This is a genomic window from Vibrio sp. B1Z05 (assembly GCF_052955985.1).
This window is the reverse complement of the sequence record NZ_CP130463.1, coordinates 124205-149977: the sequence shown is the minus strand read 5'-3', so window position 1 is coordinate 149977 and position 25773 is coordinate 124205. Positions and strand designations below refer to the sequence as shown.

General features: G+C 44.4%; 25 protein-coding genes. 6 read left to right on the top strand and 19 right to left on the bottom strand.

The annotated features are described in order from the left end of the window. Positions 1–5: 5 nt before the first annotated feature. On the bottom strand, positions 6–173 hold the full coding sequence (rpmG, locus tag QV280_RS00695) for a 50S ribosomal protein L33 (RefSeq protein ID WP_017029383.1): 168 nt from the start codon (positions 171–173) through the stop codon (positions 6–8). Between the two features lie 13 nt (positions 174–186). Further along, a complete protein-coding gene (rpmB, locus tag QV280_RS00690; RefSeq protein WP_004728407.1) occupies positions 187–423 on the bottom strand; it encodes a 50S ribosomal protein L28 in 237 nt (78 codons plus the stop codon). A gap of 381 nt (positions 424–804) precedes the next feature. Here rpmB and recG point away from each other — a divergent pair, with 381 nt between their 5' ends. Beyond that, the gene (gene recG / locus QV280_RS00685) at positions 805–2883 is read left to right on the top strand and encodes an ATP-dependent DNA helicase RecG (protein WP_152822154.1); all 2079 of its coding nucleotides are present in this window, start codon (positions 805–807) and stop codon (positions 2881–2883) included. 78 nt (positions 2884–2961) lie between these two features. Here recG and QV280_RS00680 read toward each other — a convergent pair whose 3' ends face one another. After that, a complete protein-coding gene (locus tag QV280_RS00680) occupies positions 2962–5298 on the bottom strand; it encodes a Tex family protein (protein WP_152822152.1) in 2337 nt (778 codons plus the stop codon). A gap of 225 nt (positions 5299–5523) precedes the next feature. On the opposite strand from QV280_RS00680, the gene QV280_RS00675 reads away from it, so the two are divergent. The 4 genes from QV280_RS00675 to envZ all read left to right on the top strand — a co-directional run bounded on the left by QV280_RS00675 (position 5524) and on the right by envZ (position 10320). After that, positions 5524–7422 (top strand): ATP-dependent zinc protease family protein, encoded by a 1899-nt coding sequence (locus tag QV280_RS00675; RefSeq protein ID WP_023402384.1) that lies wholly within the window; start codon positions 5524–5526, stop codon positions 7420–7422. Positions 7423–7449: 27 nt separating this feature from the next. Further along, the gene (greB, locus tag QV280_RS00670) at positions 7450–7950 is read left to right on the top strand and encodes a transcription elongation factor GreB (RefSeq protein WP_023402383.1); all 501 of its coding nucleotides are present in this window, start codon (positions 7450–7452) and stop codon (positions 7948–7950) included. Between the two features lie 218 nt (positions 7951–8168). Continuing rightward, complete coding sequence (ompR, locus tag QV280_RS00665) at positions 8169–8888, top strand: osmolarity response regulator transcription factor OmpR (RefSeq protein ID WP_023402382.1); 720 nt, start codon at positions 8169–8171, stop codon at positions 8886–8888. Positions 8889–8904: 16 nt separating this feature from the next. Further along, positions 8905–10320: a two-component system sensor histidine kinase EnvZ gene (envZ, locus tag QV280_RS00660; protein WP_023402381.1), complete on the top strand. Its 1416-nt coding sequence runs from the start codon at positions 8905–8907 to the stop codon at positions 10318–10320. 98 nt (positions 10321–10418) lie between these two features. Here envZ and nfuA read toward each other — a convergent pair whose 3' ends face one another. Together nfuA and QV280_RS00650 are read right to left on the bottom strand one after the other, a co-directional pair. Further along, entirely contained in the window at positions 10419–11048 is a 630-nt protein-coding gene (nfuA, locus tag QV280_RS00655) for a Fe-S biogenesis protein NfuA (protein ID WP_023402380.1), read from the bottom strand. Between the two features lie 115 nt (positions 11049–11163). Continuing rightward, positions 11164–11727, bottom strand: coding sequence for a ComF family protein (locus QV280_RS00650; RefSeq protein ID WP_152822149.1), 564 nt, complete (start codon positions 11725–11727; stop codon positions 11164–11166). A gap of 357 nt (positions 11728–12084) precedes the next feature. On the opposite strand from QV280_RS00650, the gene bioH reads away from it, so the two are divergent. Continuing rightward, positions 12085–12849: a pimeloyl-ACP methyl ester esterase BioH gene (gene bioH, locus QV280_RS00645; RefSeq protein ID WP_023402378.1), complete on the top strand. Its 765-nt coding sequence runs from the start codon at positions 12085–12087 to the stop codon at positions 12847–12849. Positions 12850–12854: 5 nt separating this feature from the next. Here the strand turns inward: bioH and cysQ are convergent, their stop codons facing one another. The 14 genes from cysQ to gspC all read right to left on the bottom strand — a co-directional run bounded on the left by cysQ (position 12855) and on the right by gspC (position 25659). Beyond that, positions 12855–13673: a 3'(2'),5'-bisphosphate nucleotidase CysQ gene (gene cysQ, locus QV280_RS00640; RefSeq protein WP_023402377.1), complete on the bottom strand. Its 819-nt coding sequence runs from the start codon at positions 13671–13673 to the stop codon at positions 12855–12857. Positions 13674–13678: 5 nt separating this feature from the next. Next, positions 13679–14236: an ADP compounds hydrolase NudE gene (gene nudE / locus QV280_RS00635; RefSeq protein WP_023402376.1), complete on the bottom strand. Its 558-nt coding sequence runs from the start codon at positions 14234–14236 to the stop codon at positions 13679–13681. A 118-nt stretch (positions 14237–14354) separates the two neighbouring features. Further along, positions 14355–15128 carry a type II secretion system protein N gene (locus tag QV280_RS00630; protein ID WP_023402375.1) on the bottom strand — a complete coding sequence of 258 codons (774 nt, stop codon included), beginning with the start codon at positions 15126–15128 and terminating at the stop codon, positions 14355–14357. After that, positions 15128–15628 (bottom strand): type II secretion system protein GspM, encoded by a 501-nt coding sequence (gspM, locus tag QV280_RS00625; protein ID WP_023402374.1) that lies wholly within the window; start codon positions 15626–15628, stop codon positions 15128–15130. Before gspM ends, QV280_RS00630 begins: the two co-directional genes overlap by 1 nt. Continuing rightward, the gene (gene gspL / locus QV280_RS00620; RefSeq protein WP_023402373.1) at positions 15628–16878 is read right to left on the bottom strand and encodes a type II secretion system protein GspL; all 1251 of its coding nucleotides are present in this window, start codon (positions 16876–16878) and stop codon (positions 15628–15630) included. The genes gspM and gspL overlap by 1 nt, the downstream gene beginning before the upstream one ends. After that, entirely contained in the window at positions 16847–17908 is a 1062-nt protein-coding gene (gene gspK / locus QV280_RS00615; RefSeq protein ID WP_023402372.1) for a type II secretion system minor pseudopilin GspK, read from the bottom strand. The genes gspL and gspK overlap by 32 nt, the downstream gene beginning before the upstream one ends. Next, positions 17889–18545: a type II secretion system minor pseudopilin GspJ gene (gene gspJ, locus QV280_RS00610; RefSeq protein ID WP_039969886.1), complete on the bottom strand. Its 657-nt coding sequence runs from the start codon at positions 18543–18545 to the stop codon at positions 17889–17891. The genes gspK and gspJ overlap by 20 nt, the downstream gene beginning before the upstream one ends. A 1-nt stretch (position 18546) precedes the next feature. Further along, positions 18547–18906, bottom strand: a complete 360-nt coding sequence (gene gspI / locus QV280_RS00605) for a type II secretion system minor pseudopilin GspI (RefSeq protein ID WP_023402370.1) — start codon at positions 18904–18906, stop codon at positions 18547–18549. Then, positions 18893–19495, bottom strand: coding sequence for a type II secretion system minor pseudopilin GspH (gene gspH, locus QV280_RS00600; RefSeq protein WP_023402369.1), 603 nt, complete (start codon positions 19493–19495; stop codon positions 18893–18895). Before gspH ends, gspI begins: the two co-directional genes overlap by 14 nt. A 9-nt stretch (positions 19496–19504) precedes the next feature. Beyond that, positions 19505–19948 (bottom strand): type II secretion system major pseudopilin GspG, encoded by a 444-nt coding sequence (gene gspG, locus QV280_RS00595; protein ID WP_021714224.1) that lies wholly within the window; start codon positions 19946–19948, stop codon positions 19505–19507. Between the two features lie 28 nt (positions 19949–19976). Further along, the gene (gene gspF / locus QV280_RS00590) at positions 19977–21194 is read right to left on the bottom strand and encodes a type II secretion system inner membrane protein GspF (protein ID WP_023402368.1); all 1218 of its coding nucleotides are present in this window, start codon (positions 21192–21194) and stop codon (positions 19977–19979) included. Beyond that, positions 21194–22699, bottom strand: a complete 1506-nt coding sequence (gene gspE / locus QV280_RS00585) for a type II secretion system ATPase GspE (protein WP_023402367.1) — start codon at positions 22697–22699, stop codon at positions 21194–21196. The genes gspF and gspE overlap by 1 nt, the downstream gene beginning before the upstream one ends. Then, positions 22699–24726 carry a type II secretion system secretin GspD gene (gene gspD / locus QV280_RS00580; RefSeq protein ID WP_023402366.1) on the bottom strand — a complete coding sequence of 676 codons (2028 nt, stop codon included), beginning with the start codon at positions 24724–24726 and terminating at the stop codon, positions 22699–22701. Before gspD ends, gspE begins: the two co-directional genes overlap by 1 nt. A gap of 93 nt (positions 24727–24819) precedes the next feature. Beyond that, the gene (gspC, locus tag QV280_RS00575; protein ID WP_084309009.1) at positions 24820–25659 is read right to left on the bottom strand and encodes a type II secretion system protein GspC; all 840 of its coding nucleotides are present in this window, start codon (positions 25657–25659) and stop codon (positions 24820–24822) included. Positions 25660–25773: the final 114 nt, after the last annotated feature.

The window sequence follows — 25773 nt, the reverse complement described above, 5'->3', positions numbered from 1 at the left end:
ATCAATTACTTGATTTTAGCTTCTTTGTACATAACGTGTTGACGAACAACTGGATCAAATTTCTTGATCTCAAATTTGCCCGGCATGTTACGTTTGTTTTTATCTGTAGTATAGAAGTGACCTGTACCAGCAGAAGAAACAAGTTTAATTTTTTCGCGAATGCCTTTAGCCATTGCTCAATTCCTCTTAAACGTTTTCGCCACGTGCACGGATATCAACAAGAACAGCATCGATGCCTTTCTTATCAATAATACGCATGCCTTTAGCAGTTAGACGTAGTTTAACAAAACGTTTTTCGCTCTCTACCCAGAAACGATGAGTTTGTAGGTTCGGCAGAAAACGGCGCTTAGTAGCGTTGCGTGCGTGAGAACGGTTGTTACCCGTTACAGGACGCTTACCAGTTACTTGGCATACTCGGGACATGAATGTCTTCTCCAAATCGTTTCAGCTCGATATCAACCTTGGTGGCCGAACCTCTCTAGTGAGGCCGAAAACCATTATGGAAAATCCATACAAGGCTATCAAAGGTCGCGTATTATACTAACTTGACGAGAATTGCTCAAGACCCGAACAGATCCTTTTTACAGAATTTGGTGATCTTTTTTGAGCAGAGCTGATTTTTGTTCAAAAATAGTGCGCGTATGTTACCAGAAATCCTACACCCTACAACCACTAATTAGCTATCAGACCTATATTTAATTTAGCTTGACGACTATTTGTGTTTGGCTAGCGCAAATTGTTAGCCTAATATAGCTTGGAATTCATCATCATACTGATATAAATCATTTACTTACCGAGGTCAGAATGTCGCAACTCTTATCTGCAATCCCACTGACTTCCTTAAATGGCGTTGGGGCAAAGGTCGCTGAAAAGCTGGCTAAGGTCGGCCTTATCTCTATTCAAGACCTTTTATTTCATCTTCCGCACCGTTATGAAGACCGAACTCGCGTTTATCCGATGATAAGTTTGCACGCTGGCCTATGGGCGGGAGTGCAAGGCAAAGTTATGACGGCGGATACTGTTTTTGCTCGAAGAAAAATGCTCACCGTAAAAATCAGTGATGGAAATGGCACTATCACATTGCGATTTTTTAACTTTACCGCCGGAATGAAAAATAATTTCAGTGAAGGCAAATGGGTACACGCTTATGGCGAGATCAAACGCGGTAATCAAGGTTTAGAGATCGTTCATCCTGATTTTTCATTTTTTAATGAAGGTAAAACGGTGACGACCGAATCCAGTTTGACCCCTGTTTACCCAACAACTGAAGGTCTGCGCCAACTCACTTTACGCAACCTCACTGATCAAGCGTTAGAGCTGTTAGATAAATCAGCGGTGAACGAGTTACTGCCCGACGGGTTGTATGATGCACAATTATCCCTAAATCAAGCCCTGCACATTGTGCATCGCCCCTCTCCAGAAATAAACATGGAGCAGTTCGATTTAGGTCGTCACCCCTCACAGCTGCGCTTGATCATCGAAGAGCTATTAGCCCAAAACCTATCGATGCTAGCGCTCAGAAGCAAAGGACAGCTTGATGATGCAATTGCACTGCCCGCATCAAATCGCTTAAAAGCGCAACTGCTGGATTTACTGCCCTTCTCCCCGACCAAGGCACAAACTAGGGTTGTTAACGAGATCGAAGGCGATCTTCTAAAACCCCATCCAATGATGCGTTTAGTACAAGGCGACGTGGGGTCAGGCAAAACACTGGTAGCAGCACTTGCCGCCGTCACCGCCATCGAACAAGGCTATCAAGTGGCAATGATGGCACCAACCGAACTATTGGCTGAGCAACACGCCATCAACTTTACCGCTTGGTTTGAGCAACTGGGTATAAAGGTTGGTTGGCTGGCGGGTAAAGTCACCGGCAAAGCCAAACAAGCACAACTGAATGCCATTGCCAGTGGCGAAGCACAAATGGTGATCGGTACGCATGCTTTATTCCAAGAGCAGGTGAAATTCCATAACCTCTCTTTAGTGATCATTGATGAACAGCACCGTTTTGGCGTCCACCAGCGTCTAGAGCTTCGAGAAAAAGGTGCGGTGGCAGGGTTCTACCCTCATCAATTAATCATGACTGCCACACCAATTCCAAGAACCTTAGCCATGACTGCTTATGCCGATCTTGAAACCTCGATTATTGATGAACTGCCACCGGGAAGAACGCCCATTCAAACCGTTGCCATACCCGATACTAAGCGCGCCGATATTATTGAACGTATCCGAGTTGCTTGCGCGCATGAAGGTAAGCAAGCGTACTGGGTGTGTACGCTAATTGACGAGTCCGAAGTATTAGAAGCTCAAGCCGCTGCTGAAATAGCCGAAGAACTCACTGATAAATTACCGGAGCTAAAGGTGGGACTGGTGCATGGGCGAATGAAGCCCGCTGAAAAACAAGCCATCATGCAGCAGTTTAAAGCCAATGAATTACAACTTTTGGTCGCTACCACCGTGATTGAAGTGGGCGTAGATGTGCCAAATTCCAGCTTAATGATCATCGAAAACCCAGAACGTCTCGGACTAGCACAATTACACCAATTACGCGGCCGCGTTGGACGTGGAACCGTCGCCAGTCATTGTGTGCTTCTCTATCATGCGCCTTTATCTAAAACCGCTCAAAAGCGGTTAGGGGTACTCAGAGAAAGTAATGATGGCTTTGTGATTGCGCAAAAAGACTTAGAAATTCGCGGTCCGGGTGAACTGCTTGGCACCAAGCAAACCGGTATCGCCGACTTTAAAATTGCCGATCTGATGCGCGACCAACATTTAGTGCCGCAAGTGCAAAAAATGGCGCGCTATATTCACCAGCAATATCCAGAAAATGCCCAGCAGATCATTGAACGTTGGATAGTAAATAGCGATGAGTATGCGAAAGCTTAGCGAACCTTGAACAAATCACTATCGAAATAATAAGAGCCTCAATTGAGGCTCTTATTAAGTTCTAAAAGTAAACGATTTTTAACGACGCTTCTTATCTGCATTGGCAAATGCTGCCGCCATCGCGCCGCCTAAACCGCCACCCAGACTAGAGCCTGCAGACGAACGGTTATCACGGCGCTCATTGCGCGCTGGACGTTTATTGTCTTTATTAGCCTGCCCGCGACTGGTGCGATTATCTTGACCCGGCTGATCATTTAGGCGCATAGACAGTGCAATACGCTTACGCTGAATATCCACTTCCATTACCTTAACCTTCACAATATCGCCCGCTTTTACCACCTCACGAGGATCAGAAACGTATTTATCGGTCAGTGCCGAAATATGCACCAATCCATCTTGGTGTACGCCGATATCCACAAAAGCGCCAAAGTTAGCCACGTTGGAAACCACACCTTCGAGCACCATTCCCACTTCTAAATCAGAAACCTTGTCGATTCCCTCAGCAAAAGTCGCGGTTTTAAATTCAGGTCTTGGATCGCGTCCCGGTTTATCTAGCTCTTTAATAATGTCGGTAACCGTAGGCAAACCAAACTTATCATCAATAAAGTCGATGGCATTTAGCTTACCTAAAAAGCCGCTATCGCCAATCAAGTTTGAGATTGGCTTACTGGTTTTCTCAGCAATGTTTTTGACTACTGGGTAAGCTTCTGGGTGAACAGAAGAAGCATCTAATGGATTACGACCATTCATAATACGCAAGAAACCTGCACTTTGTTCGAAGGCTTTTGGCCCCATACGCGCCACTTTCTTAAGGCTAGCACGGCTTTCAAAGCGGCCGTTTTCATCACGATGAGCCACAATGTTTTGTGCCAATGTCGTCGATAATCCCGCCACACGATTAAGCAAAGCAGCAGAGGCTGTATTCACATCCACACCCACTGCATTCACACAATCTTCAACAACAGCATCTAGACGTTTTGCCAGTGAGGATTGACCCACATCATGTTGATATTGGCCCACACCGATAGATTTAGGATCAATCTTAACCAGCTCTGCCAACGGATCTTGCAGGCGTCTGGCGATAGAAACCGCGCCACGTAAAGAAACATCCATATTCGGGAATTCTTTGGCAGCGAGCTCAGAAGCTGAATACACCGAAGCGCCCGCTTCACTCACCACTATTTTTTGCACCTTAGTGCCATTTTTAATCAGCTCACCAATAAAGCTATCTGACTCACGAGAAGCGGTGCCATTACCAATCGCCACCAAATCAACATTATGTTGTTTGATTAAGCGGTCGATGATTTGCAACGATTTATCGTATTGCTTTTGCGGTGCGTGCGGATAAATCACCTCTGTAGCCAATACCTTGCCTGTGCCATCGACCACGGCAATTTTACAGCCTGTTCTTAAACCAGGATCTAAACCTAAAGTGGCGCGAGGCCCTGCTGGTGCCGCCATCAACAAATCTTTTAAGTTAGTCGCAAACACTTCAATCGCATCAATTTCGGCACGCTCTTTCATCGCTGACATCAGCTCTGTTTCCAAATGCATGGATACTTTTACCCGCCACGCAAAGCTAATCACCTGCTTACGCCAAGTATCAGCAGGAGCATCACTCAATGAAATGCGGTAGTGATCGGCAATGATTGTTTCGCAATATGAACTGCGAATAGAAGGGTCTTGCGCAGGATCGGCATTTAATGACAGCTGTAAAAAGCCCTCATTACGGCCACGAAGCATAGCTAGCGCACGGTGCGATGGAACGCGACTAATGGCTTCATCATGCTCAAAGTAGTCTTTAAATTTCTCACCTGCGGCTTCCTTTCCAGATACAACGCGAGATTGTAATTGAGCATGTTTATTAAGATACGCTCTTAGTTTTTCCAATAGATCGGCATCTTCAGCGATACGCTCCATCACTATGGCTCTTGCACCATCTAGCGCCGCTTTAGTATCAACAACACCTTGCTCTGGGTTTAAGTAATCCTGCGCCACGGTTTCTGGCACCAAAGAAGCGTTATTCCAGATGGCATCCGCTAGCGGCTCCAATCCAGCTTCAATTGCAATTTGACCTTTAGTGCGACGCTTTGGTTTGTACGGCAGGTAAAGATCTTCAAGACGAGTCTTATTGTCAGCCTGATTGATCTCTTTTTCTAATTCTGTCGTCAGTTTCCCCTGCTCAGAAATAGATTTAAGGATCGCTTGTCTGCGATCGGCAAGCTCACGAAGGTAAGTCAAACGGCTGTCTAGAGTACGCAATTGGGTATCATCAAGCCCACCGGTTACTTCTTTTCGATAACGAGCAATAAACGGTACGGTATTTCCCTCATCAATCAGGTTGGCCGTAGCCGTCACCTGTTGGGTGGAGACGTTTAGCTCAGTGGCAATAATCTGAAAAATCGTCTGACTCATCTTAATTCACTTATTTCCTTAATGTTTGCAACTAACTATGGGGGCAAATGTCAGAAAAACCAGATCTCAAAACAATGATTAGCCCCAATAAACTGTGGTCAACGAGTTAAATTAAAGATTTAACCTAACATTTGCCTGCAAGTTACTGATTGTTGGTTAGAATTAAACAAGGTTACTCTTCAAATACTCAGTTGCTAGAAACTGGATTAGACATGGATGTTGATAATGAAAAATATAACCAAGCCGCTGTCATTGCTCATTGCCTCTTTAGCGAGCCTGCCTGTGCTGGCCGAAGGAGACGACACTTCAATCATGATGAATGAGAATAAGCAGGCTTATACCACCGCCAGCCCCGCCTTAAAATGGCAAGATAAGGTTGTATTAGGGCGTGTCGAAAACGTGTATTACCAAGATATTGATGCCCTTGAAGGACAAGCCTTTATTGGCAAAATCGATACCGGTGCCGATACCACCTCTATGCACGCTGAAAATATCCACGTATACAGCAACAACTCCAAATATAAAGGACTGCAAGATACCGAGTTGATGCAAACCATCGTCGATGAGTTTGGCGGCCCTAAAAGTAATTGGTGGCTAGAAAGTTTTGATACCCCAGAAAGAAATATCCAAGGTATTGTGAAGTTTGATCTTCGCCACCCCACCACAGGGGAAGTGATTGCTCTTGAAAGACCACTGGCTCGCACCAGCGTTATCCGCAGTCGCACCAGTGAAATCCCTTTATATCGCCCCGTAATTACTATTCCTCTGCAAATTGCAGGGGTAACTGTTGATACCGACGTCAACTTAACCGACAGAAGTAACTTCTCCGCTCCTATTCTGATCGGTAAGACTTTCCTTAAAAAAAATGCATGGGTATTTGCCGGTTATGATTATCTGCAATCACAAAGTGACGCGCACATTGTCGGGCGCAGCGAAACCTTTTTTATTGATGATATCTCGTTAAAAACCAGCTTCTCACTGGTCAATAGCTATAGCCAAATACACGCGACTAATATCAAGGTCGATCAAGACAAACACACCGTCACCTTCGACACAGGCAATAAAGAAATCAGCACTACGCTGACTCTACCATTAGAGCGTATGCTCCGAGTGGGCGGAGAAAAACGTCCTTTAGTATTTGTGCCAGTAACAGCAGGTGATTTTAAAACGCCAATTTTGGCTTACCTTAAAGACCGCTCTAAATACAGCTCACAACTTCGCCTTGGTAAAAATACCCTCAGCAAATATTTTGTGATTAACACCGGCGACAAACATGTGCTGCACACTCAAAGCAAAAAATTGAGCTCGCTGCTGGACAGCAAAAATCCATTAATGGTGACCCCGCACGAAGTGATTTATATCGACAACACTCCTGTCGATGCAAAACCCTCTTTTGCCATCAATACTCCAGTATTATTTGTGGACAGCTTTGAGCTAAGCAAAGGCAAAAGTGGTGAACAAGCCAGTTTCTACATCCCAAGTACTAACGGTAATGACCGGAAAGTCATCAAAAAAGTGGAGCGAAAAATACGCATTGGCGATAACGTCCGCCCTGTACTTAAAGAGGCTGTCACTATTGGCGGAAAAGAGATGACATTAGAATTTGCTTTGGAAGCCACAGATAAAGGCAGTGACCCTTACTTTGCCATGGGCCGCGCTTTCCACAAACAAGGGGTACTGATTAACACCCGAACCGAAGACTTGCTCACTCCACACCCTCTGTTTCACGCCGGCTTTATCGAAACCGCGCAAGTGGAAAACCTAACCTTCCCCGTAAAACTGGATACCGGTGCCGACATTAGTTCAATCAATGCTCTTAACATCAAACGCTTTGAAGAAAATGGTAAGCCTATGGTGAGCTTTGATTACCAAAATTCAGACGGGATTACGCAAAAGTTTACTAAAGAAGTGATCGATGTAATGCGTATTCGCGCCAAAGCAGGAGAAAAACCCAATGAGCGCCCAGTGGTACTCATGAATGTCAAACTTGGTGAGGTAAATCAAAGCGTGCGTGTTAACCTGCAAGATAGAAGCCGCTTTGAATACAGCATGATATTAGGTAAAAATTTCCTTAAATATGGGGTTGTAGTCAGCAGTGACCAGACCTATTTATTAGGTAAATAAGGTATTTATTATTAACGACACTATTAGATGAAAACGAACTTAATCACTCGAGAAGGCTTTAACAAGCTACAACAAGAACATGACTACCTCTGGCACGAACGTCGTCCAGAAGTCACCAAAATTGTCACCTGGGCAGCAAGCCTAGGTGACCGCTCCGAGAACGCTGATTATCAGTACAATAAGCGTTTATTACGCCAAATTGATCGTCGCGTTCGCTATCTACGCAAAAGACTACCCGACCTTAAAGTGGTCGACTACGCTAGCGCTCAAGATGGTAAGGTGTTTTTTGGTGCTTGGGTGGAAATAGAAAACGAGCAAGGTGAGCTAAAACGCTTTCGCATTGTCGGGCCCGATGAGATTTATGGCGACGATGTAAAGCAGTATATCTCCATTGATTCTCCTATGGCGCGCGCTCTATTAAAAAAAGAAGTGGACGATGAAGTACAAGTTAGAACCCCAGAAGGCACAAAAGAGTGGTTTGTGAACAAAATCAATTACCAAATACCTGATTGGTACAAAATCAAGTAAAAATAATGAGTTACATCAATAAAAATATTTTTTATTAGATACTGTTAATATTATCTAACACTTTATCTCTCTATAATCGATTCAGCTTTGTTACATTTCCAAAAGTATTATCATTCAGGTGTGATAAGGAGCGAATTTGCAAAAGTGACGGACTACTTGCTCGCACTCGCCAACTCCCACTTTTAAATTTAAAAATTGGATTAAGTAGGTTCTATACAATGCAAGAAAACTTCAAAATTTTAGTTGTCGATGACGACGCTCGCCTTCGTTCATTACTTGAGCGCTACCTTTCTGAACAAGGGTTCCAAGTTCGCTCTGTTGCTAACGCCGATCAAATGGATCGTCTGTTAACTCGCGAAAATTTTAACTTAATGATTCTCGACCTCATGTTGCCGGGTGAAGATGGTCTATCCATCTGCCGCCGTCTGCGTAGCGCAAACAACACGTTACCCATCCTAATGCTAACGGCAAAAGGTGATGAGATTGATAGAATTGTCGGGCTAGAAGTTGGTGCCGATGATTACTTACCAAAACCATTTAACCCAAGAGAACTGCTCGCACGTGCTAAAGCAGTACTGCGCCGTCAATCTGTTGAAGCTCCGGGAGCTCCAAGCTCAGAAGAAGCCATTGTAGAATTTGGCGAATTTGCACTCAACCTAGGTACTCGCGAAATGTATCGCGGTGAAGAGCTTATCCCTCTTACCTCTGGTGAATTTGCGGTATTAAAGATCCTAGTGACCAATGCTCGTGAACCTATGTCTCGTGACAAGCTCATGAACCTTGCTCGCGGACGCGAATATTCAGCAATGGAGCGTTCGATTGATGTGCAAATCTCTCGTCTACGTCGTATCCTTGAAGAAGATCCTAGCCACCCTCGCTACATTCAAACCGTATGGGGCCTAGGTTATGTATTTGTACCAGACGGTAATAAAGTATAATTTTTAGGATAATTTAATGCGATCGCGTAGTTCGATAACTCAATCAATCATCGGCTTTATTGCTCTTTTGATTGCTAGCCAAGCCTTTTCTTACTACGCGATTTTTAATTACGCATTACTTCCCAGCCTTAAGCAGTTCAACCGCATACTCTCGTACGAGATAAACCTCGTTACCGAAGAGTACGCGCGAATTCGTCAAGAATCAGAACTTGGCATTCCTGAAAGTGAGCGCACTAGTCCTCTAAGACAAGCCCTTTTGCTTAGGCTTGGAGTAAGTGTTCACCCTATGGCAGGCGTGGCTGAAGAAGAGTTTCAAAAAGCCTTCTATCTTGATTTTATGAGTGATGAAATCACCGAAGAGATAGGCTCACCCGCAGAAGCACGCTTAGCAAGAGACAGCCAAAGTTACCTACTGTGGATCAAACTTGATGTTATGCCCAACTGGATTTTAAGAATCCCGTTAACAGAACTCACTCAAGATGAATTCAAACCTCTATTTATCAACAGCTTACTTATAACCATCTTCTTTATATTAGGTGGTTGGGGCTTTATTCGTTGGCAAAATAGACCTCTCAAAGATCTTGAATCGGCGGCAATCAGTGTCGGTAATGGCGTTATCCCCGACCCGTTACCGGAAAATGGCACTACTGAAATTCGCGCTGTAACCAAATCCTTTAATAAAATGGCGCGCGGCATTGAAGAACTCGAAACCGATAGACGCTTAATGTTAGCCGGTGTCAGCCACGATATTCGCACGCCGTTAACACGCATTCGTCTTGCCACTGAAATGATGTCCGATCAAGACAGTTATTTAGCCGATGGCATGATTCAAGATATCGAAGAATGTAATGACATCATTGCGCAGTTTATCGATTATTTAAAACCGGTTGATCGCAACGACTTTACTAACCTCAACCTCAATAACATGGTTGAAGAGCTCGAATGGGCGCTAAAAATCTACCAATCTGGCGGATCTATTGAAGATGAGACGTTGGACAGCGAGCTGAATAAAGACATTGTTAATTACACCTTTGATGTTCAGCTTCAACCGGATTTGCCGGATATTTACGCCAGTTATATTCCGATAAGACGGACTTTGAGCAACTTAATCGTTAACTCTAAGCGCTATGGCAATAACTGGATTGGTATCAAGACTGGCTTTTTGCACAATAAAGTATGGGTAACCATCGAAGATAATGGCCCTGGCATTGATGATGAACAAATGCAGAAAGTATTTGAACCCTTCACCCGTGGTGATACATCGCGTGGCAGCGAAGGCACAGGTTTGGGACTATCTATCGTTAAAAGAATCATCGCTGAGCACAATGGCACGATAGACATGAGCAACCGTAGCGAAGGCGGATTGATGGTAAGACTTACCTTTGATGTCTACAGCAAGAAACACAAAAATAACACCAATCGTACTAAATAACTGGTCATTCTAGCTTGTTGAAAAATAAGCATTAAAAAAGCGGAGTTCAACCATGTTGAACTCCGCTTTTTACTAATTCTATCTAGAACTACTCACTATTATTGATAGTAAGAGTGCTCACCTTGTTCATGTTCAGTCGCATCTTTAACCGCAACTAATTCACCAGAGAACTCTTCTAGTAGTTGCTTTTCAATGCCGTCTTTTAGCGTTACATCTACCATAGAACAGCCGTTACAACCGCCACCAAACTGAACCAATGCAATGCCATCATCAGTGATTTTAACTAGGCTTAGGTGACCACCGTGGCTGGCAAGCTGCGGGTTCACTTGAGTTTGAATCACGTACTCGACACGTTCTAGCAAAGGTGCATCGTCAGATACTTTACGCATTTTTGCATTTGGTGCTTTCAACGTTAATTGAGAACCCATTTTATCCGTTACATAATCGATCTCAGCATCCTCTAAGAATGGTAAGCTCAATTCGTCTACGTATGCAGAGAAAGCCTCAAATGATAGCTCTGTATCAGTTGCTTCAATGGCTTCTGGTGGGCAGTAAGATACGCCACACTCTGCGCTTTGAGTTCCGGGATTGACCACGAATACTCGAATGTTTGTTCCCTCTGCTTGCTGCGACAACAAGTTAGCAAAGTGCGCTTGAGCAGATTCTGTAATAGTGATTTTATTAGACACGATAAATACCTGAGTAATTCTGTAGGTTATTATGGGCATTCTACTCTGTTCGATTTATTTTTCAAACATGTATTAGCTGTAGATCATTGTGACAATTTGAGTTGATAATCACCAACATCAAGCAAACTTGAACCGATACTGTCAAAAAATCCTTCTATAAAATAGGCCGAGATGCCCTACAAATGCAATAAATATCAATCCGTTGTACACCTTTCTCTTTAAGCAGCACACAGATTTCGGCCACGGTACTGCCCGTAGTCACCACATCATCAAGCAAAGCGACATGAGGTTGGTCTTGCAATTTAGTTAGATACTTAGGTGATAATAGAAATGCTTTTTTTAGATTAATCAGCCGTTGCCGACGATTCAATCCCATCTGATTTTTCGTCATTTTACTGCGCGTAATGGCTTTAGGTAGGAAGCAAATTGGCACTTGAGTACGCTCTGTGAGGCACTGATATAAAGACTCCGCAAGATAATCACTTTGGTTAAATCCGCGCCATAAATGCCTGCGCCAATGCAATGGAATCGACAGTAATACAGGCGCAGGTGACTCGATTTGCTTTGCCAGTAACGCGGCTAACTCTTTAGCGTGCCACACTTGTCGACGATACTTTAGTTTCTGAATAAATCCAGACAGCGGAGCTTGATACTCCCCTACACAAATCAACTTATCCCAAGGTGGAGGGTCGGTAATGCATTGTCCACACCGTTCCATTGGGGTTACCGTATTCACCCCGCACATCTGACAACGAGCTACCGGTTTAAGCCTTTCTAGACATTCATCGCACCATTTACTCGTCCCACCTTCCTTGAGTAGATTGTCACAAGCGTAGCAATAAGAGCCCAAAAGCGTAAATGCAACACCAGATAGTCGCTGAACAAGCAAACTCAAGCATTGAGTTAATGACGGATTTCCAATAATCTTCCCCTTAATGTTAAGCAGTGCTTACTGTTATTTTTAGCTCACCGACATTGATTACAGGGCTGAAAAGAGTATGACATGGCTACGATATGACTTTAGCTCGACCAATCAACGGGCTAAGTAAAAGCACTCAATAAATAGGTACAATGGATGAGCTTAAAAACAAAACTGCATTGGGATGTATTTGGGAAAGGTGAAAACCTCATTCTAATCCATGGTTGGGGCATGAACGGCGCAGTTTGGCATCAAGTCGTTGAGCAATTAAGCCAACATTTTTGTGTACATGTGGTCGACCTACCGGGATATGGGCACAGCCATCAAGTTGCGAGTGCTTCCATTGCCGATATCGCACAAGCGGTATTAGAAGATGCACCACAACAAGCAATATGGCTAGGTTGGTCTTTAGGTGGATTGGTTGCAACCCACGTTGCTCTCCATCAGCCGCAGCGTGTCTCTAAACTCATTACTCTTGCCAGTTCACCACGCTTCTCCGCCGAAGGTCGAGTATGGCGAGGTATTGCCCCTAAAGTGCTAGACGACTTTACCAGTCAACTTACCGATGATTTTCAAGGCACTATAGAGCGATTTATGGCACTACAAGCAATGGGAAGCCCATCAGCAAGACAAGATGTAAAACAGCTAAAGAGCGCCGTTTTATCGCGTCCTATGCCCAATCCTGATGCATTGCACCTTGGACTAGAATTATTAGCCAGTGTCGATTATCGCCAACAATTAAATGAGATTAGCGTACCACTGCACCGTTTATACGGTCGTCTCGATGGACTGGTACCGGTTAAGGTTGCAGCGGTATTGGATAAACAATTACAGACAGAATCACATATATTTAAGGCCTCATCGCACGCTCCTTTTATGAGCGAAAGACAGGCCTTTTGTGATTTGATAACCCAGTTATAGAGCAATCAGTCTTGGGTTAGGATTTCATTCCAAGGAAGGTTGCGATCACCGATAACAATGAAGTTAGGGTTCTCCAAGGTTTCACGCAAATTATAAGAAAGAGGCACAAGTTGTGTATCAAGGATAGTACCGCCCGCCTCTTCCACAATGCATTGTGTGGCCGCAGTATCCCACTCACCTGTTGGACCTAAACGCAGATAACAATCGGCGCTACCTTCAGCAACCAAACACGCTTTTAACGCAGCCGAGCCCAACGGAATCAATTCATAATTCCACTTGTTACTCATTCGCTCAGTAATACGATTGATGTCTTGGCGGCGACTGATGGCAATCGCAATATTTTGTTTAGGCAATTCATGAGTATGGGTGTTGATACGAATATTCTCATCCATATCAGGAATTTTCCACGCCCCTTTTCCCTGATAAGCATGGTAAACCACACCAGAAACCGGCGCATAAACCACCCCCATAATCGGCTTGTTGTTCTCAACTAACGCAATAATGGTGGCAAAATCACCGCTACGGGCAATAAACTCTTGAGTACCATCTAAAGGATCGACTAGCCAGTAACGTTCCCACTGTTCACGCTCAGCTAAGCTAATATCAGAGTCTTCTTCGGAGAGTACAGGGATATCAGGAGTGAGTTCAGACAAGCGTTCCATAACCAGTTTATGAGCCGCTAAGTCAGCGCTGGTAACCGGCGTATCGTCAGACTTAATAAACTCTTCGTAATCTCGCTTTAGATAAATATCAAGGATGAGCTGACCAGCGGAACGGGCGATTTCTATAACGTTAGGCAATAAGTGGGAAAAGTCTTGTCTCATTACTGTTAATCCTTTAATTGAGCAAAGTATCGCTGTGCTAGCATCAAGGCGCTAATACTGCGTGCCTCACAAAAATCCATATGTGAGAGTAACTCATCGGCTTGAGCCAGAGGCCAACGAATCAATGTCAGAGGTTCAGGTTCATCGCCGACTAAAGTTTCTGGGTAAAGATCTTGAGCAATAAACAGCGTCATTTTGCTAGAAAAGTATGACGGCGCCAGAATGACTTGTTTTAACGGTACAAAATCCTTCGCACCAAAGCCAATTTCTTCTTTTAATTCACGATTGGCCGCTTCTACTGGTGCTTCACCAGCATCAATTAAGCCTTTCGGAAAGCCTAGTTCGTAGCTTTCTGTGCCTGCCGCGTATTCTCTAACCAATAACAGATCCCCATCCGCTGTCAGGGGGACCATCATCACTGCATCGCGACCAGAAGGACGCATTCGTTCGTAAGTACGTCGCTCACCGTTCGAAAACTCGAGATCCAAAGCCTCAATGCAAAACAAACGCGAACGCGCAACTTCTGCCTTGTGTAAAATCTGTGGCTTTTTATTACCTGCCATTCTAATTAGCCTCTTCGTTAATTCACGAAATTAACTTTACACCAACTCAAGCAAATGTCTGAATATTCTTACCAGTTAAATCATTTATAGAAGCGAAACGTACTTATAAAAGAATCGACTATAACCGGCCAGAATAAACAAATGGGTAGTGACCTTGTCCGTTCGGTTCACCTAGCCATTTTAACTGTTGCCCCAACTTTTGCGGAAACTCAGCGCCGGGCTTAAACCATGCATCGAGATCGTAGCTCATATCCGAATGCAGCGACGCGGTAAATTGACTCGATACCTGAGCCGTTTCTTGATTGCCTTTAGCGGTTAATTGATTGTCCGTACAAGTCACATCAGAAACGATGTTCCCAAGGTCTAAATCTCCCATTGGAGAACTGGCTTTACTGTTATTCCACACCAGTTTTGCCGAACCTGATTGACACCACGGGCTTGCATACTGGTAGTCTTTCACCGCTAAGTCGAGTTGTCCATCAACAGACACTGGAGCAGGTACATCAACGTATTTAAGCACTTGCTTAGCGGGCATCGATAAAATCAAACTGCTGGCATAAGGGCCATCAAAGCTGTATCCCACCGTGCCTCTGCCGGTTAAATCAAGCGCACTATTACGGCCTAATCGCACATTTAGCTCAGCCTTTCCTTGCAACAGCTTCCACCCTTGCAGATCCCAGTTTACTTCACCAAGGCCATATTGCTGCCAAGTTACCTCTTTGGCCGTACCTTTCCATAATGTCCCACTCACACCAGAGATGCTTAGGCCATTAATACGCGGCGCTTGTTCTAAGGCGAACTTTGCCGGTAAATGCACGATGACACTGCACAAAAATACGATTAACAACAAAAAGCTGTAGCCAAACAGCTTTTTAAAACTGATACCAAACATTAACTACCTACTCTCTTAAACTGTAAGCGACTGACTTCAACAACACCGGGCTTTTCCGTCTCAGTGATGTCTAAAAAGGCTACATCAACGCCTCTTTCTTGACGCAAAAACAATAGCCAGTTCATTAGTTGATTAAAGGCAACCGGTTGCACCCATACCTGCACCATATCGTCGCGAGGTTGCAGTCGAATCAACTCAATATTAAAGCGACGTGTCGAAGTTGATAGCACTTGGTTTAATGGCTGATTAGAGATGGTTGGTGCATTACTGGTTTTACGTAATTCCGTGATCTCATTGGCTTCTTTTTGCACCCAGCTTAATAGCTGCGTTTCACGAACCAAACGTGTTTGAGCTAGTTCACTTTTCTCTTTTAACGGGGCAAAACCGCCCCAATAAAGCAAACCCGCTAAGCCAAAACCAATGGCAATAATGAGCATGCGTTGCTCTCGCAGGCTAATGCCACTCCAATAACCAAGGATGGATTCTTGTAATTTTCGCATTATTTCACCTTCAGCACGTAGCTACTGCTGACCAAATCACCATCACGATTTATCTGGCCTTGCTGTACAGAGAATTTGTCAGATAAAGCCACACGCAGTTTTTCAAACGTTTGGAAGTCACTGGCTTGAGCTTGAATTCGTAACTCTTCACGGTTGCTATCAAATTTCACACTCTGGATCTTCACTTTATCAGAGCCTTTCAATGACTGTTGAACTTCAAGCATCCACGTAATCAATGGCGCCTCAACTGTGCCACCGCTCAATCGTGTTTTTTCATCCGTCATTTGGCGCTTCAGATAACTGACGGTTGGAATTCGACGTTTACCAGGGAATACAGCTCGGAAAATACGTTCACTTTCCGCGCGGTAGGCGGTTGCTTTTGATTCAATCTGACTGACATTCATGTAAGTATTAACGCTGAACACAACCAATAGAATGACGGCTGCAATTGCAGGAGCACGCCATAGTTTAATGTTCTTTAGCCAAGACGCTTGTCGCTTAAATTCACCACTCAGCAAGTTCACCGTGGAAAGCTGAGCATTTTTTGCCAGCAATGCCATTGGCAATTCAGCCGGTTGCTCATCAATGGTTGCCGTCACTTGCTGTTGCAGTGCTTCAGGAAGCGCGCCAAAAGATTGAATCGTCACTTGCTCAACAGGAGTCGCTTCTTGCTCTGCGTCTTCATCTGATTCTGTCGCTGATGACATCTGCGTCACAGCAAAAGGCACCAGTTGCTCTGGTAAGGTCATACCTTGAAATTGATTCTGACGAATCAGGTAATGACCATCCCAAGGAAGTATGCTGATGGCATTTTCTTGCAAAGGAAGTGATAGCACATCGGGCAATACTTTGTGTAATTCGATGCCCGCTTCCGCAAAACGTGCAATACATTGTTTGAAGTAGCTCTTGTCTACCGCCGCAATCCACGCTTTATCACCCGCTAGCTTAAGAATAGAAAAATGGAGTTCATCAATATCTTGTGCTAGCTCTTCTTCAAGAAGAAAAGGCAACATGGTGGCAAACTGACGGGTTGCGCCCGCAGGAACATTAACCTCTTTCAAGGCTATATCTTGCCCATTCAGTAGTAAGGCAACGTTGCGGTCGGTTACATAACTGGCGAGATCGTCTAGCTCATGTAAACCGTTGAGTTCTCCACTCGCGATAATTTCGTCTTCGGTTGAAGACCAAACCAGCCATGGGATTGTATTTAAATTCTGCCTACTGAGCCGAACTGTCAGGATTTCGCTCACTAATTCCTCCAAATCGACGGCGTACTACCCGCGATTCGTCTTTATTTTCACTATAAAGCAGGCTTCTCAAGCGAACTCGAGCTTCCTGCACAAATACTTCTGTATCCAGTTCAAAGTACTTACTGTCTACCGATAAATAGGCTTTGGCTTTGTTTTTGATGTCATCACTAACGCCAGCAATATCGGGTTCAGATAAAAATTCGTCCGTACTTTCCCAACCGTCATATGGACGGTCTTCAATAACTTTTTGTGCTTGTTCTTCACTGATTTCAGAGTTAAACAGAGCCACAATTAACTTAGCTTGCCAAGCTCTGATGGTATTCACATTAATACGCAAATCATCGGTTGGTAACGCGCACGCTAGCCAAGAAATTTGTTTCATTGCCGGGCCCGTCATTTGATAGACACTTCTTAGCTCACTAAGATCGGCAATTAAACCATTCGGTGCCATATACGCAGGAGAGAGCCCCTCATAGGTGGCATCTTCCACTCCAGATTGAGTGGTCACAACGTCGTTTTCGTCTAGATATTCCCACGTAGAATCAGCAACCACTTCAGCCTGATAGTTATCTAGGCCTGCTTCTTCTAATAAAGTGCGCCACACCTCGAGCAAGTAAGGGCGAGCACTGGTGGTTGCGTCCAACTGAACAGCGGCCAGAGCATTAACATTGAAACACGCTTGCATGTCACGAATCACACCGCGAGCTTCACCATATTCCAACGGGTATGTTTGTTCATCTAAAGCCCAAGGCTGACTCAAGTTTACCGTTTCGCCGTCTTCCAGACTCTGCTGAATACCATATTTTGCCAATGCTTCCACACCAATTGCGTACCAGTAGGCTTGTTGGTTATTCACCTGATTACCCGCTCTATCCACACTGAGCATTAAACGCTCAGACATAGTGGCAGCAATGGCAGTCATTACAGCTAATAGCAACAATACAATGATCAAAGCAACGCCTTGTTGTTGCTTGTGGCCTTTATATGTTCGACCAATAAGCTGGGATGGATTATTCTGGCGTATCTTCATTGATCCTCTCAAACTTACCGTCTGCAGTAAGGTAGATACGCTCTAACTTGCCATAATCTTCCAGTGTTAAATCCACCGCGATAGCTTTTGGCAACGCATCACTGTCGACCCACTCTTTTACCCAAGCTTCGCCATTGTAAAAACGCATATCGAACTTCTCGACCTTATCCAGAAGTGGCGTCACTATGCCTTCTTGTGCGGCTGGGGTATCTGGGTATCGCCACCAGACACGCTCTAATTTGTCACCCTGAATTCGATAACCCACTTTGGTAATTTCACCACGGGGAAATTGCTGTTGCGGGTTAATCCAACCTAGACGAGTAAACAATACGCCTTTGGCATCAGAGTCGAGTAAATTGTCTTTCCAATACAACAGGGATTGTCCTGATTCTTCTGTACCCGCTTCCTCTCCATCATTACGGAAGCGGCGCACGGCAATTTGACGAAAATCACTGTCTAAATAAACTAATGTGGCTTGCAATTGCTGTAAGCGACCCAATTTTTCTTGAGACTGGGTATTGCTCAATTGAACCTGAAATACCACTTGATACGCGGCAATACTTAAACTGGCAAAAACCGCAATTGCGACCAGTACCTCTATTAAGGTAAAGCCTTTCGCTTTATTGTAACGAGCCATACTATTGCAACGGAACATAACTTCTCACCGTTACTAGAGGGTTATCCCCGTTTTGATTTAAAGACACGCTAATATCAATCGCACGCAAATAGTCATTACCGGTTGCTACCGGAGTTTGCGTCCAAAACCATTCTTGCCCAGCCAACTCAGAAGTGCCCTTACGCGGGCTTTTCGGTGGCTCAGCGAGCATCATCAATGTCATTTGATTATCGGCAACCATACCGGCAAAGGTTTTTTGCTCTAAATAGCCAATGCTATTAATGTGCTGAGTGACCGCTCGAACGACACTCATTGAAGCGGTAGCAAAAATAGCTAGAGCTATGAGAACTTCCAACAAAGTCATGCCTTTAGCGGACTTCATCTTTCAGCTCCTCACCCGGCTTAAGTAACTTAACACTGCCGTTCTCTAACGCCACAACTCGCCAATTATCATCCCCTTGCGCTTCTGAGCTTGGATAGATGTACACCTCAAATGGGGTTAACTCACCACTTGAAAGAATAAAGGCTTGCGGAGGCAGTTCTTGTTTTTTCTTTTCTTCCTTGGCAAACATCTCTTCATCAAACAATGATTCTTGTTTAAATAAGGAGTCTTGCTTACCCCAAGTGCCGTCACCTAACTCCCAAGTGAGTGTTAGGCCGTCCTCAAGTTCAGTATCTGCGGGAATTCTGCGATGATCTAACGCTTGCCAACCGTCTTTAGTCAGTTTCAATAAGCGATACTTTTTCCCCGCTGGATCAAAGCGAATGCCAAGATCCCAACCATTAAGAATTGCATCTTGATGCAACATGGTCAGACGCTGAAAAAGCTGTTGTGAGCGCGTTTGCGCGGCATCAGAACCACTTTGAGGTAAGTTTATGACAACAGCAATGGCACTTACCGAAACTAAAACCATGACTAACATGATTTCTAGCAGGGTAAAGCCACGCTGTTTTTTATGCTGTTTCACCACGAGTTAAGGCTACTGGAAGTCTTGCAGGTTCCAGTTACCAATATCAGTTGATGAACCTTCGCCTCCATCTTGACCATCCGCACCAAGCGTGAAGATATCGATATTGCCGTTATCACCAGGGCTTAGGTATTGGTAATCATAACCCCATGGGTCTTTTGGAAGACGACGAATATAACCATCAGCACGGTAGTTACGAGGCTCTGGTGAACCTGTAGGACGGCTTACCAATGCATCTAAGCCTTGGTCTGTGGTTGGGTAAACACTGTTGTCTAGCTTGTACATATCTAGCGCATTTTCCAACGCTACAATGTCGGTGATCGCTTTTTGTTGGTCAGCTTTCTCTTTGTTACCTAACAAGTTAGGAACAACAAAGCTGGCCAAAATACCTAGGATTACCACAACAACCATAACCTCTAGCAAGGTAAAGCCTTGTTGTTTCTTATTTCGTTTCATTTTTTTCTCCATACACTCGGGTTAATGACTAAGCACCCGATACCAAGTTATTCAGTTCAAGCAGTGGCATCATAGTGGCAACTACAATAAATAATACAATCCCTGCCATAAAAACAATCAGCAGTGGTTCAAAAACACCCAGCGCCATATTCACCTGAGACTCAAAATCTTGGTCTTGGTTATCGGCAGCACGAGTCAACATTTGTTCAAGTTCACCCGATTGCTCACCACTGGCGATCATATGCAGCATCATAGGTGGGAACAGTTTGCTCTGTTGCAAAGAGTGACGCAAACTTCCCCCTTCTCGCACTTTATCTGAAGCTTCAAGGACCTGCTTCTTAAAGAACTTATTACCCATAACGTCTGCGGCAACAATCATCCCATCTAAAAGAGGGATAGCACTTGCCGAGCATATAGCTAAGGTACGAGCAAAACGAGAGGTATTTAAGCCTCGAGCAACGCGGCCAATCACAGGAACGTTTAATACACGACCGTCCCAGCGCAGCCTTAACTCTGGCTTTTTCAATAAAATTTTAACGCCAACAACCAACACCACAACGCTAACCACCAATAGCACACCATAGTCTTGTACAAAGGCACTGGCATTGATCAAAATCTGAGTTGAGGTGGGTAGTTCTTGTCCCATTTGAACAAATTGGTCGACAATTTTTGGCACAACGGTAGCCAACAAAAAGCCAATAACCGCGACCGCAATCAAGGTCAGCATAATTGGGTAGATCATGGCTTGTTGTAGTTTTGAACGTAATTTTTGGCGTTTTTCGGCATAATCGGCAAGACGTTCTAAAACCGCGTCTAGGTGTCCAGATTTTTCACCCGCCGCGACCATAGCACAGAACAGGTCATCAAAGACGGTAGGATATTCACTCATACTGTCAGCTAAAGTGTAACCTTCAACGACCTTAGAGCGAACACTCACTAACATACTGCGAATGTGCGCTTTTTCAGATTGTTCCGCAACCGCTCTTAAACACTCTTCTAAAGGCATGCCGGCTTGAACAAGGGTCGATAATTGACGCGTCAATAACGCAAGATCTGGCGTGCTGATACCGCGCTGAAAACCACGAGACTTTGATGACTTTTTCTTAGTCTGAGTTTCGCTGATCTCAATCGGCATTAAGCCTTGCTCTTTCAAGCGTTGCCTAACTTGTCTGGCGTTATCACCTTCGGTTACGCCTTTCTTTTGGCGACCTTTCGCATCTAGCGCTTTATATTCAAATGCAGCCATTATTCTTCCCTAGTTACTCGCATAACTTCTTCTAGGGTCGTTTTTCCAGCCCTTGCTTTGTTCAAACCGTCTTGGCGAATGCTTGGCGTAGATTGACGCACGACGTGTTCAATCTCTTGCTCGCTTTGCTCACCATGAATCAATGACTGGACGCTTTCGTCAACCACCAGCAATTCATGAATACCAGTACGGCCTTTGTAACCTTTGTTATTACAATGCTCACACCCTTTTGGTCGATAAAGCACTAAGTCGTCATCAGCAGCAAGGTGGAACAGTTTTTTCTGCTCAGCATCGGCCTGATAAGGTTCACGACACTCTTTACACAGCGTACGCACCAATCGTTGCGCCAAAATACCCAATAGAGAAGAAGAGATTAAGAAAGGCTCAATGCCCATATCTCTTAAACGTGTGATAGTACCGACGGCGGTGTTGGTGTGCAGTGTAGACATTACCAAGTGACCGGTTAAAGACGCTTGTACCGCAATCTGAGCGGTCTCAAGGTCACGAATCTCACCAATCATTACTACGTCAGGGTCTTGACGCAGAATCGCTCTTAAACCACGCGCAAAGGTCATATCAACCTTAGGGTTTACTTGCGTTTGACCAATGCCATCAATATCAAATTCAATCGGGTCTTCAACCGTCAGGATATTTCGCTCGGCACTGTTTAGTTCCTGCAAGCCTGCATACAAGGTGGTGGATTTACCTGAACCTGTAGGGCCTGTTACTAAGATAATGCCGTGCGGTTTTTGAATTAAGTTTTGTAGACGCACGTGGTTGTTCGAGGACATACCTAAGCTATCAAGATCAAGCTGAGTGGCATTTTTATCCAATAGACGCATAACCACACGCTCACCATGAGAGGAAGGCATAGTAGACACACGCACATCCACCGCTCGTCCACCAATCAATAGTGAAATACGACCATCTTGTGGTACACGCTTCTCGGCGATATCCAGTTTTGCCATAACCTTAACCCTGGACACCAACAAAGGGGCCAGTTTACGGCTCGGCGCTAAGACATCACGCAATACGCCATCCACACGGAAACGAATGGAAAGGTGCTTCTCAAAGGACTCGATATGAATATCCGAAGCCCCTTCTTTGATTGCTTCACCCAACATGGCGTTGATCAACTTGATAATTGGCGCGTCATCTTCGGCTTCTAATAAATCCTCATTGTGCGGAATTTCTTCCGCCAACGAGAAGAAGTCATCGTTGTCTGCACCAATGTCTTCCATTAACTGTCTAGCTTCTGAAGAATCGCGCTGATAAGAATCTGAAAGTTTCGATTCAAAATCATGCTTATCCATCTCAACCAATTGGATTGGCAGAGGGGATACTCGCATCACCTCTAACAGTGTCGACGTTTGCATTGGATCGACATAAAACAACTGGTATGCATCGCCTTTATCGTTCGGCTCAAGCACTACACTAAAGCGCTTAGCAAAGCCAAACGGTAGACGTGTAGTACCTGCTTTATATGTTGAAAATGCTTCGTCCATTACTTGTGGTCCACTTGCTCAATAAAGGCTTGTAGCTCTTTTGGACGGCTAGCTTCATCACCAAACTTAGGCATTACCGGAATCAAGTCATCCGGTAGCAGTTTTAAGCCTTCTTCGGCTTTGTACAATTGCTCAGCGCGGATGTAGTTGTATTTACGCTGGGTAATACCATCGGCTGTCATACCATCACGAATAATGGTTGGTTTAATGAATACCATTAGGTTTTTCTTTTCTACCTGAGTGCTGGTTGATCTGAACAGTTGTCCTAACCAAGGAATATCACCCAGTAGCGGTACTTTAGATTCACTTTCCATTGCACGCTCATCAATCAAACCACCCAGCACGAGCATTTGTCCGTCTTGGATCATAACGGATGTATTTAATTGACGTTTCGCAAAGCGAACATCCACCGCACCGTTTGCACCAAGTACGTTAGAAACTTCTTGTTCAATCTTCAACTGAACAGAGTCACCTTCGTTAATTTGTGGCACAACTTTAAGTTTGATACCTACTTCTTTACGATCAACGGTTTGGAATGGGTTTTCATTGTTTGAGCCCGAAGTAGAACCCGTTAATACCGGCACCTCTTCACCCACAATGAACGACGCTTCGCCGTTATCCATAACCGTAATGCTAGGAGACGATAGAATGTTAGAGTTTGAGTCCGTTGCCACTGCGCTAATCAACGCTGTCCAGTCACCCATCGCCAAACTCACTGCCGCGCCGTTTACGCCGCTAAGTGCACTTGCAAGCGTTGAGTAGTCACCTGACTCATCAATGGTTTTAGTGGTAGTTAGACCAGTTGATGGATCTGTGTATGTTTCAGTACGAGAAGTATCTTTCGCTTCTTCTCTACCGACCATAACCTGACCAATAGAGGCGCCACTGTTACCGTATTGAACTACCGCACCTGTTTCTAAGTTACCCCATTGCACGCCAAGGTTAACGCCATCACCTTCCGACATTTCAACAATCAAGGCTTCAATCAATACTTGAGCACGACGAATATCTAGCTGAGCGATCACATCACGTAATGCTTTCATGATATCTGGCGGAGCAGTAATAACGAGGGAGTTGGTGCCTTTATGCGCTGAAATCATTACATCAGACTTGGAGTTTCGAGTCGCAGCGCCGCCCTGTGCTGTTTTCTTAGCCGCAGCTAAGTTATCTGACACACCTTTAAGAACTTCGACTAAATCTTCTGCATTCGCATTTTTTAAGTAAATAACTTGGTTGTTGCCTTTAACTTCCATCTCTTTATCAAGTTGCGATACCACTTTCTTCAAGCGCTTACGCACTTGTGGATCGCCAGAGATTAATACGGAGTTAGTACGTTCATCAGCAACCAGTTTTGGTTGTAGGAAAGCTGGAGTATTTTTCGCTTCCGTGGTTTTGTTTAGCGCTTCAACGATACGCACCATCTCTGCAGCAGAAGCAAATTTTAGTGGTACAACTTCAATTGATTTATCGCCGGCTTTATCCACACGCTCAATAATCTCAGCCAAGCGGTTTACTACAGCCGCACGACCTGTAATCAGGATGATATTCGCTGGATCATAGTGAACAACGTTACCGGCACCCGCATTATCGTTCAATTGACGAAGTAGTGGCGAGAGTTCACGTACCGATACATTACGCACTGCTACTACACGAGTTACTACCGCATCACCTTTGATTTTGTTGTCCCCGACTACAGGAACAGCAGAGGTTTTCGCATCCTTAGATTTAATCACCTTGATGACGCCGTTTTCCATTTCGACAACGGCAAACCCATACACCTCAAGGACACTAAGGAAAAACTGATAATACTGTTTCTCGTTCAAAACATCATAGCTACGCACATCAATCTTGCCCCTCACCGAAGGGTCAACAATAATGGTCTTTTCTAAGTTTCGTCCGACAATATTAATAAATTCGCCAATATCAGTGCCTTTGAAGCTGGCGCTAAATTCATCGGCACTAAATGCTGGTGTGCATACCAAACTACCTAACAGTAGCCATGCACTCTTGCTAAACCAACCTTTCACGTGATACTCCCAAAAATCAATGGCACAAAGTGCCTAGCATGGCGCATATAATTAGGCTCATGCTCTCGCAATGATAGCTAGACAGCTATCAAACTATAGTTGTAAATAAATATCGTAGCGTTGACCATTTCGCTCAACCGTGAGGTTAAGCTCACTCAAATCACCTAAAGACTTCCAAATGGCGCCCATTGATGCTGGATTCTTTAAATCTGCACCATTTAGTTCTACCGCAATGTCACCATCTTGCAGACCGATAGAATCAAACAAAGTACGTTCTCGTCCTGGACGAACGCGATACCCGACTAATTTTCCATCACGATTTACCTGAGAAAGGCGGATATATTTAAGAAGCTGTTGAGGATTCTCAGAAATTTCTGCTTTTATTTTATCTAGGCTAGCAGTGTCTACTTTAGGATTGTTACCTTGAACATTAGATTGAGGCTGTTTTTTAACCGCCCCCGCATTATTTGCTACACGTTTGTATTCTATACCTTCTAGCATTAAGGTTTCGTTACGGCCCTGATTTTCAATAATCACGCGATCACTTAAGACGTTACTTAATTTCGCGCGAGTACCATCAATAGTCTCGCCAACGCCATAAGTATCTTGGCTGCCTTTATTAGCAATAACCGCTAGGCTGTTTTTTTGAATTGAACTTGCTACCACACCCACCAGCACAAGGTTTAATCTTGTCTTTGGTGCGTCAACAACTTGTTGTGTTACTTTCGGTGTGCTTTCTTTCGATTCAACCCCAAATAAATTTGCGTTTACTAACGAAGAAATATCCATACCTTGATGCGGTGACGAAGCGACACCGCTGCCGGAGCCTGCAACAGGTCTCCAATGCTCAACATCTGATTCTGAACCCATTAGATGCCATAATAAATGACCACATAACCAAGCTGTGCTGACGAGCAAAATAAACGTCAACATTTTAGCTATGATCGCCTGTTGATTCACGACACTCGTCAATAATTGATTGGCTTTGTGCGAATATGTGGAAAACTTAGACAAGACAAGTCCCTATTGATATACCGATTTTTATAC

Excerpts from the sequence above, each read along its gene's own strand:
- rpmG (WP_017029383.1), bottom strand. The coding sequence starts at position 173 with ATGGCTAAAGGCATTCGCGAAAAAATTAAACTTGTTTCTTCTGCTGGT.
- gspE (WP_023402367.1), bottom strand. The coding sequence starts at position 22,699 with ATGGACGAAGCATTTTCAACATATAAAGCAGGTACTACACGTCTACCG.
- gspG (WP_021714224.1), bottom strand. The coding sequence starts at position 19,948 with ATGAAACGAAATAAGAAACAACAAGGCTTTACCTTGCTAGAGGTTATG.
- envZ (WP_023402381.1), top strand. The coding sequence starts at position 8,905 with ATGCGATCGCGTAGTTCGATAACTCAATCAATCATCGGCTTTATTGCT.
- nfuA (WP_023402380.1), bottom strand. The coding sequence starts at position 11,048 with ATGCCCATAATAACCTACAGAATTACTCAGGTATTTATCGTGTCTAAT.
- QV280_RS00630 (WP_023402375.1), bottom strand. The coding sequence starts at position 15,128 with ATGTTTGGTATCAGTTTTAAAAAGCTGTTTGGCTACAGCTTTTTGTTG.
- recG (WP_152822154.1), top strand. The coding sequence starts at position 805 with ATGTCGCAACTCTTATCTGCAATCCCACTGACTTCCTTAAATGGCGTT.
- rpmB (WP_004728407.1), bottom strand. The coding sequence starts at position 423 with ATGTCCCGAGTATGCCAAGTAACTGGTAAGCGTCCTGTAACGGGTAAC.
- gspI (WP_023402370.1), bottom strand. The coding sequence starts at position 18,906 with ATGAAGTCCGCTAAAGGCATGACTTTGTTGGAAGTTCTCATAGCTCTA.
- greB (WP_023402383.1), top strand. The coding sequence starts at position 7,450 with ATGAAAACGAACTTAATCACTCGAGAAGGCTTTAACAAGCTACAACAA.
- gspF (WP_023402368.1), bottom strand. The coding sequence starts at position 21,194 with ATGGCTGCATTTGAATATAAAGCGCTAGATGCGAAAGGTCGCCAAAAG.
- gspM (WP_023402374.1), bottom strand. The coding sequence starts at position 15,628 with ATGCGAAAATTACAAGAATCCATCCTTGGTTATTGGAGTGGCATTAGC.
- bioH (WP_023402378.1), top strand. The coding sequence starts at position 12,085 with ATGAGCTTAAAAACAAAACTGCATTGGGATGTATTTGGGAAAGGTGAA.
- gspK (WP_023402372.1), bottom strand. The coding sequence starts at position 17,908 with ATGAAGATACGCCAGAATAATCCATCCCAGCTTATTGGTCGAACATAT.
- ompR (WP_023402382.1), top strand. The coding sequence starts at position 8,169 with ATGCAAGAAAACTTCAAAATTTTAGTTGTCGATGACGACGCTCGCCTT.
- cysQ (WP_023402377.1), bottom strand. The coding sequence starts at position 13,673 with ATGAGACAAGACTTTTCCCACTTATTGCCTAACGTTATAGAAATCGCC.
- QV280_RS00650 (WP_152822149.1), bottom strand. The coding sequence starts at position 11,727 with ATGGAACGGTGTGGACAATGCATTACCGACCCTCCACCTTGGGATAAG.
- QV280_RS00675 (WP_023402384.1), top strand. The coding sequence starts at position 5,524 with ATGAAAAATATAACCAAGCCGCTGTCATTGCTCATTGCCTCTTTAGCG.
- gspC (WP_084309009.1), bottom strand. The coding sequence starts at position 25,659 with ATGTTGACGTTTATTTTGCTCGTCAGCACAGCTTGGTTATGTGGTCAT.
- QV280_RS00680 (WP_152822152.1), bottom strand. The coding sequence starts at position 5,298 with ATGAGTCAGACGATTTTTCAGATTATTGCCACTGAGCTAAACGTCTCC.
- nudE (WP_023402376.1), bottom strand. The coding sequence starts at position 14,236 with ATGGCAGGTAATAAAAAGCCACAGATTTTACACAAGGCAGAAGTTGCG.
- gspJ (WP_039969886.1), bottom strand. The coding sequence starts at position 18,545 with ATGGCTCGTTACAATAAAGCGAAAGGCTTTACCTTAATAGAGGTACTG.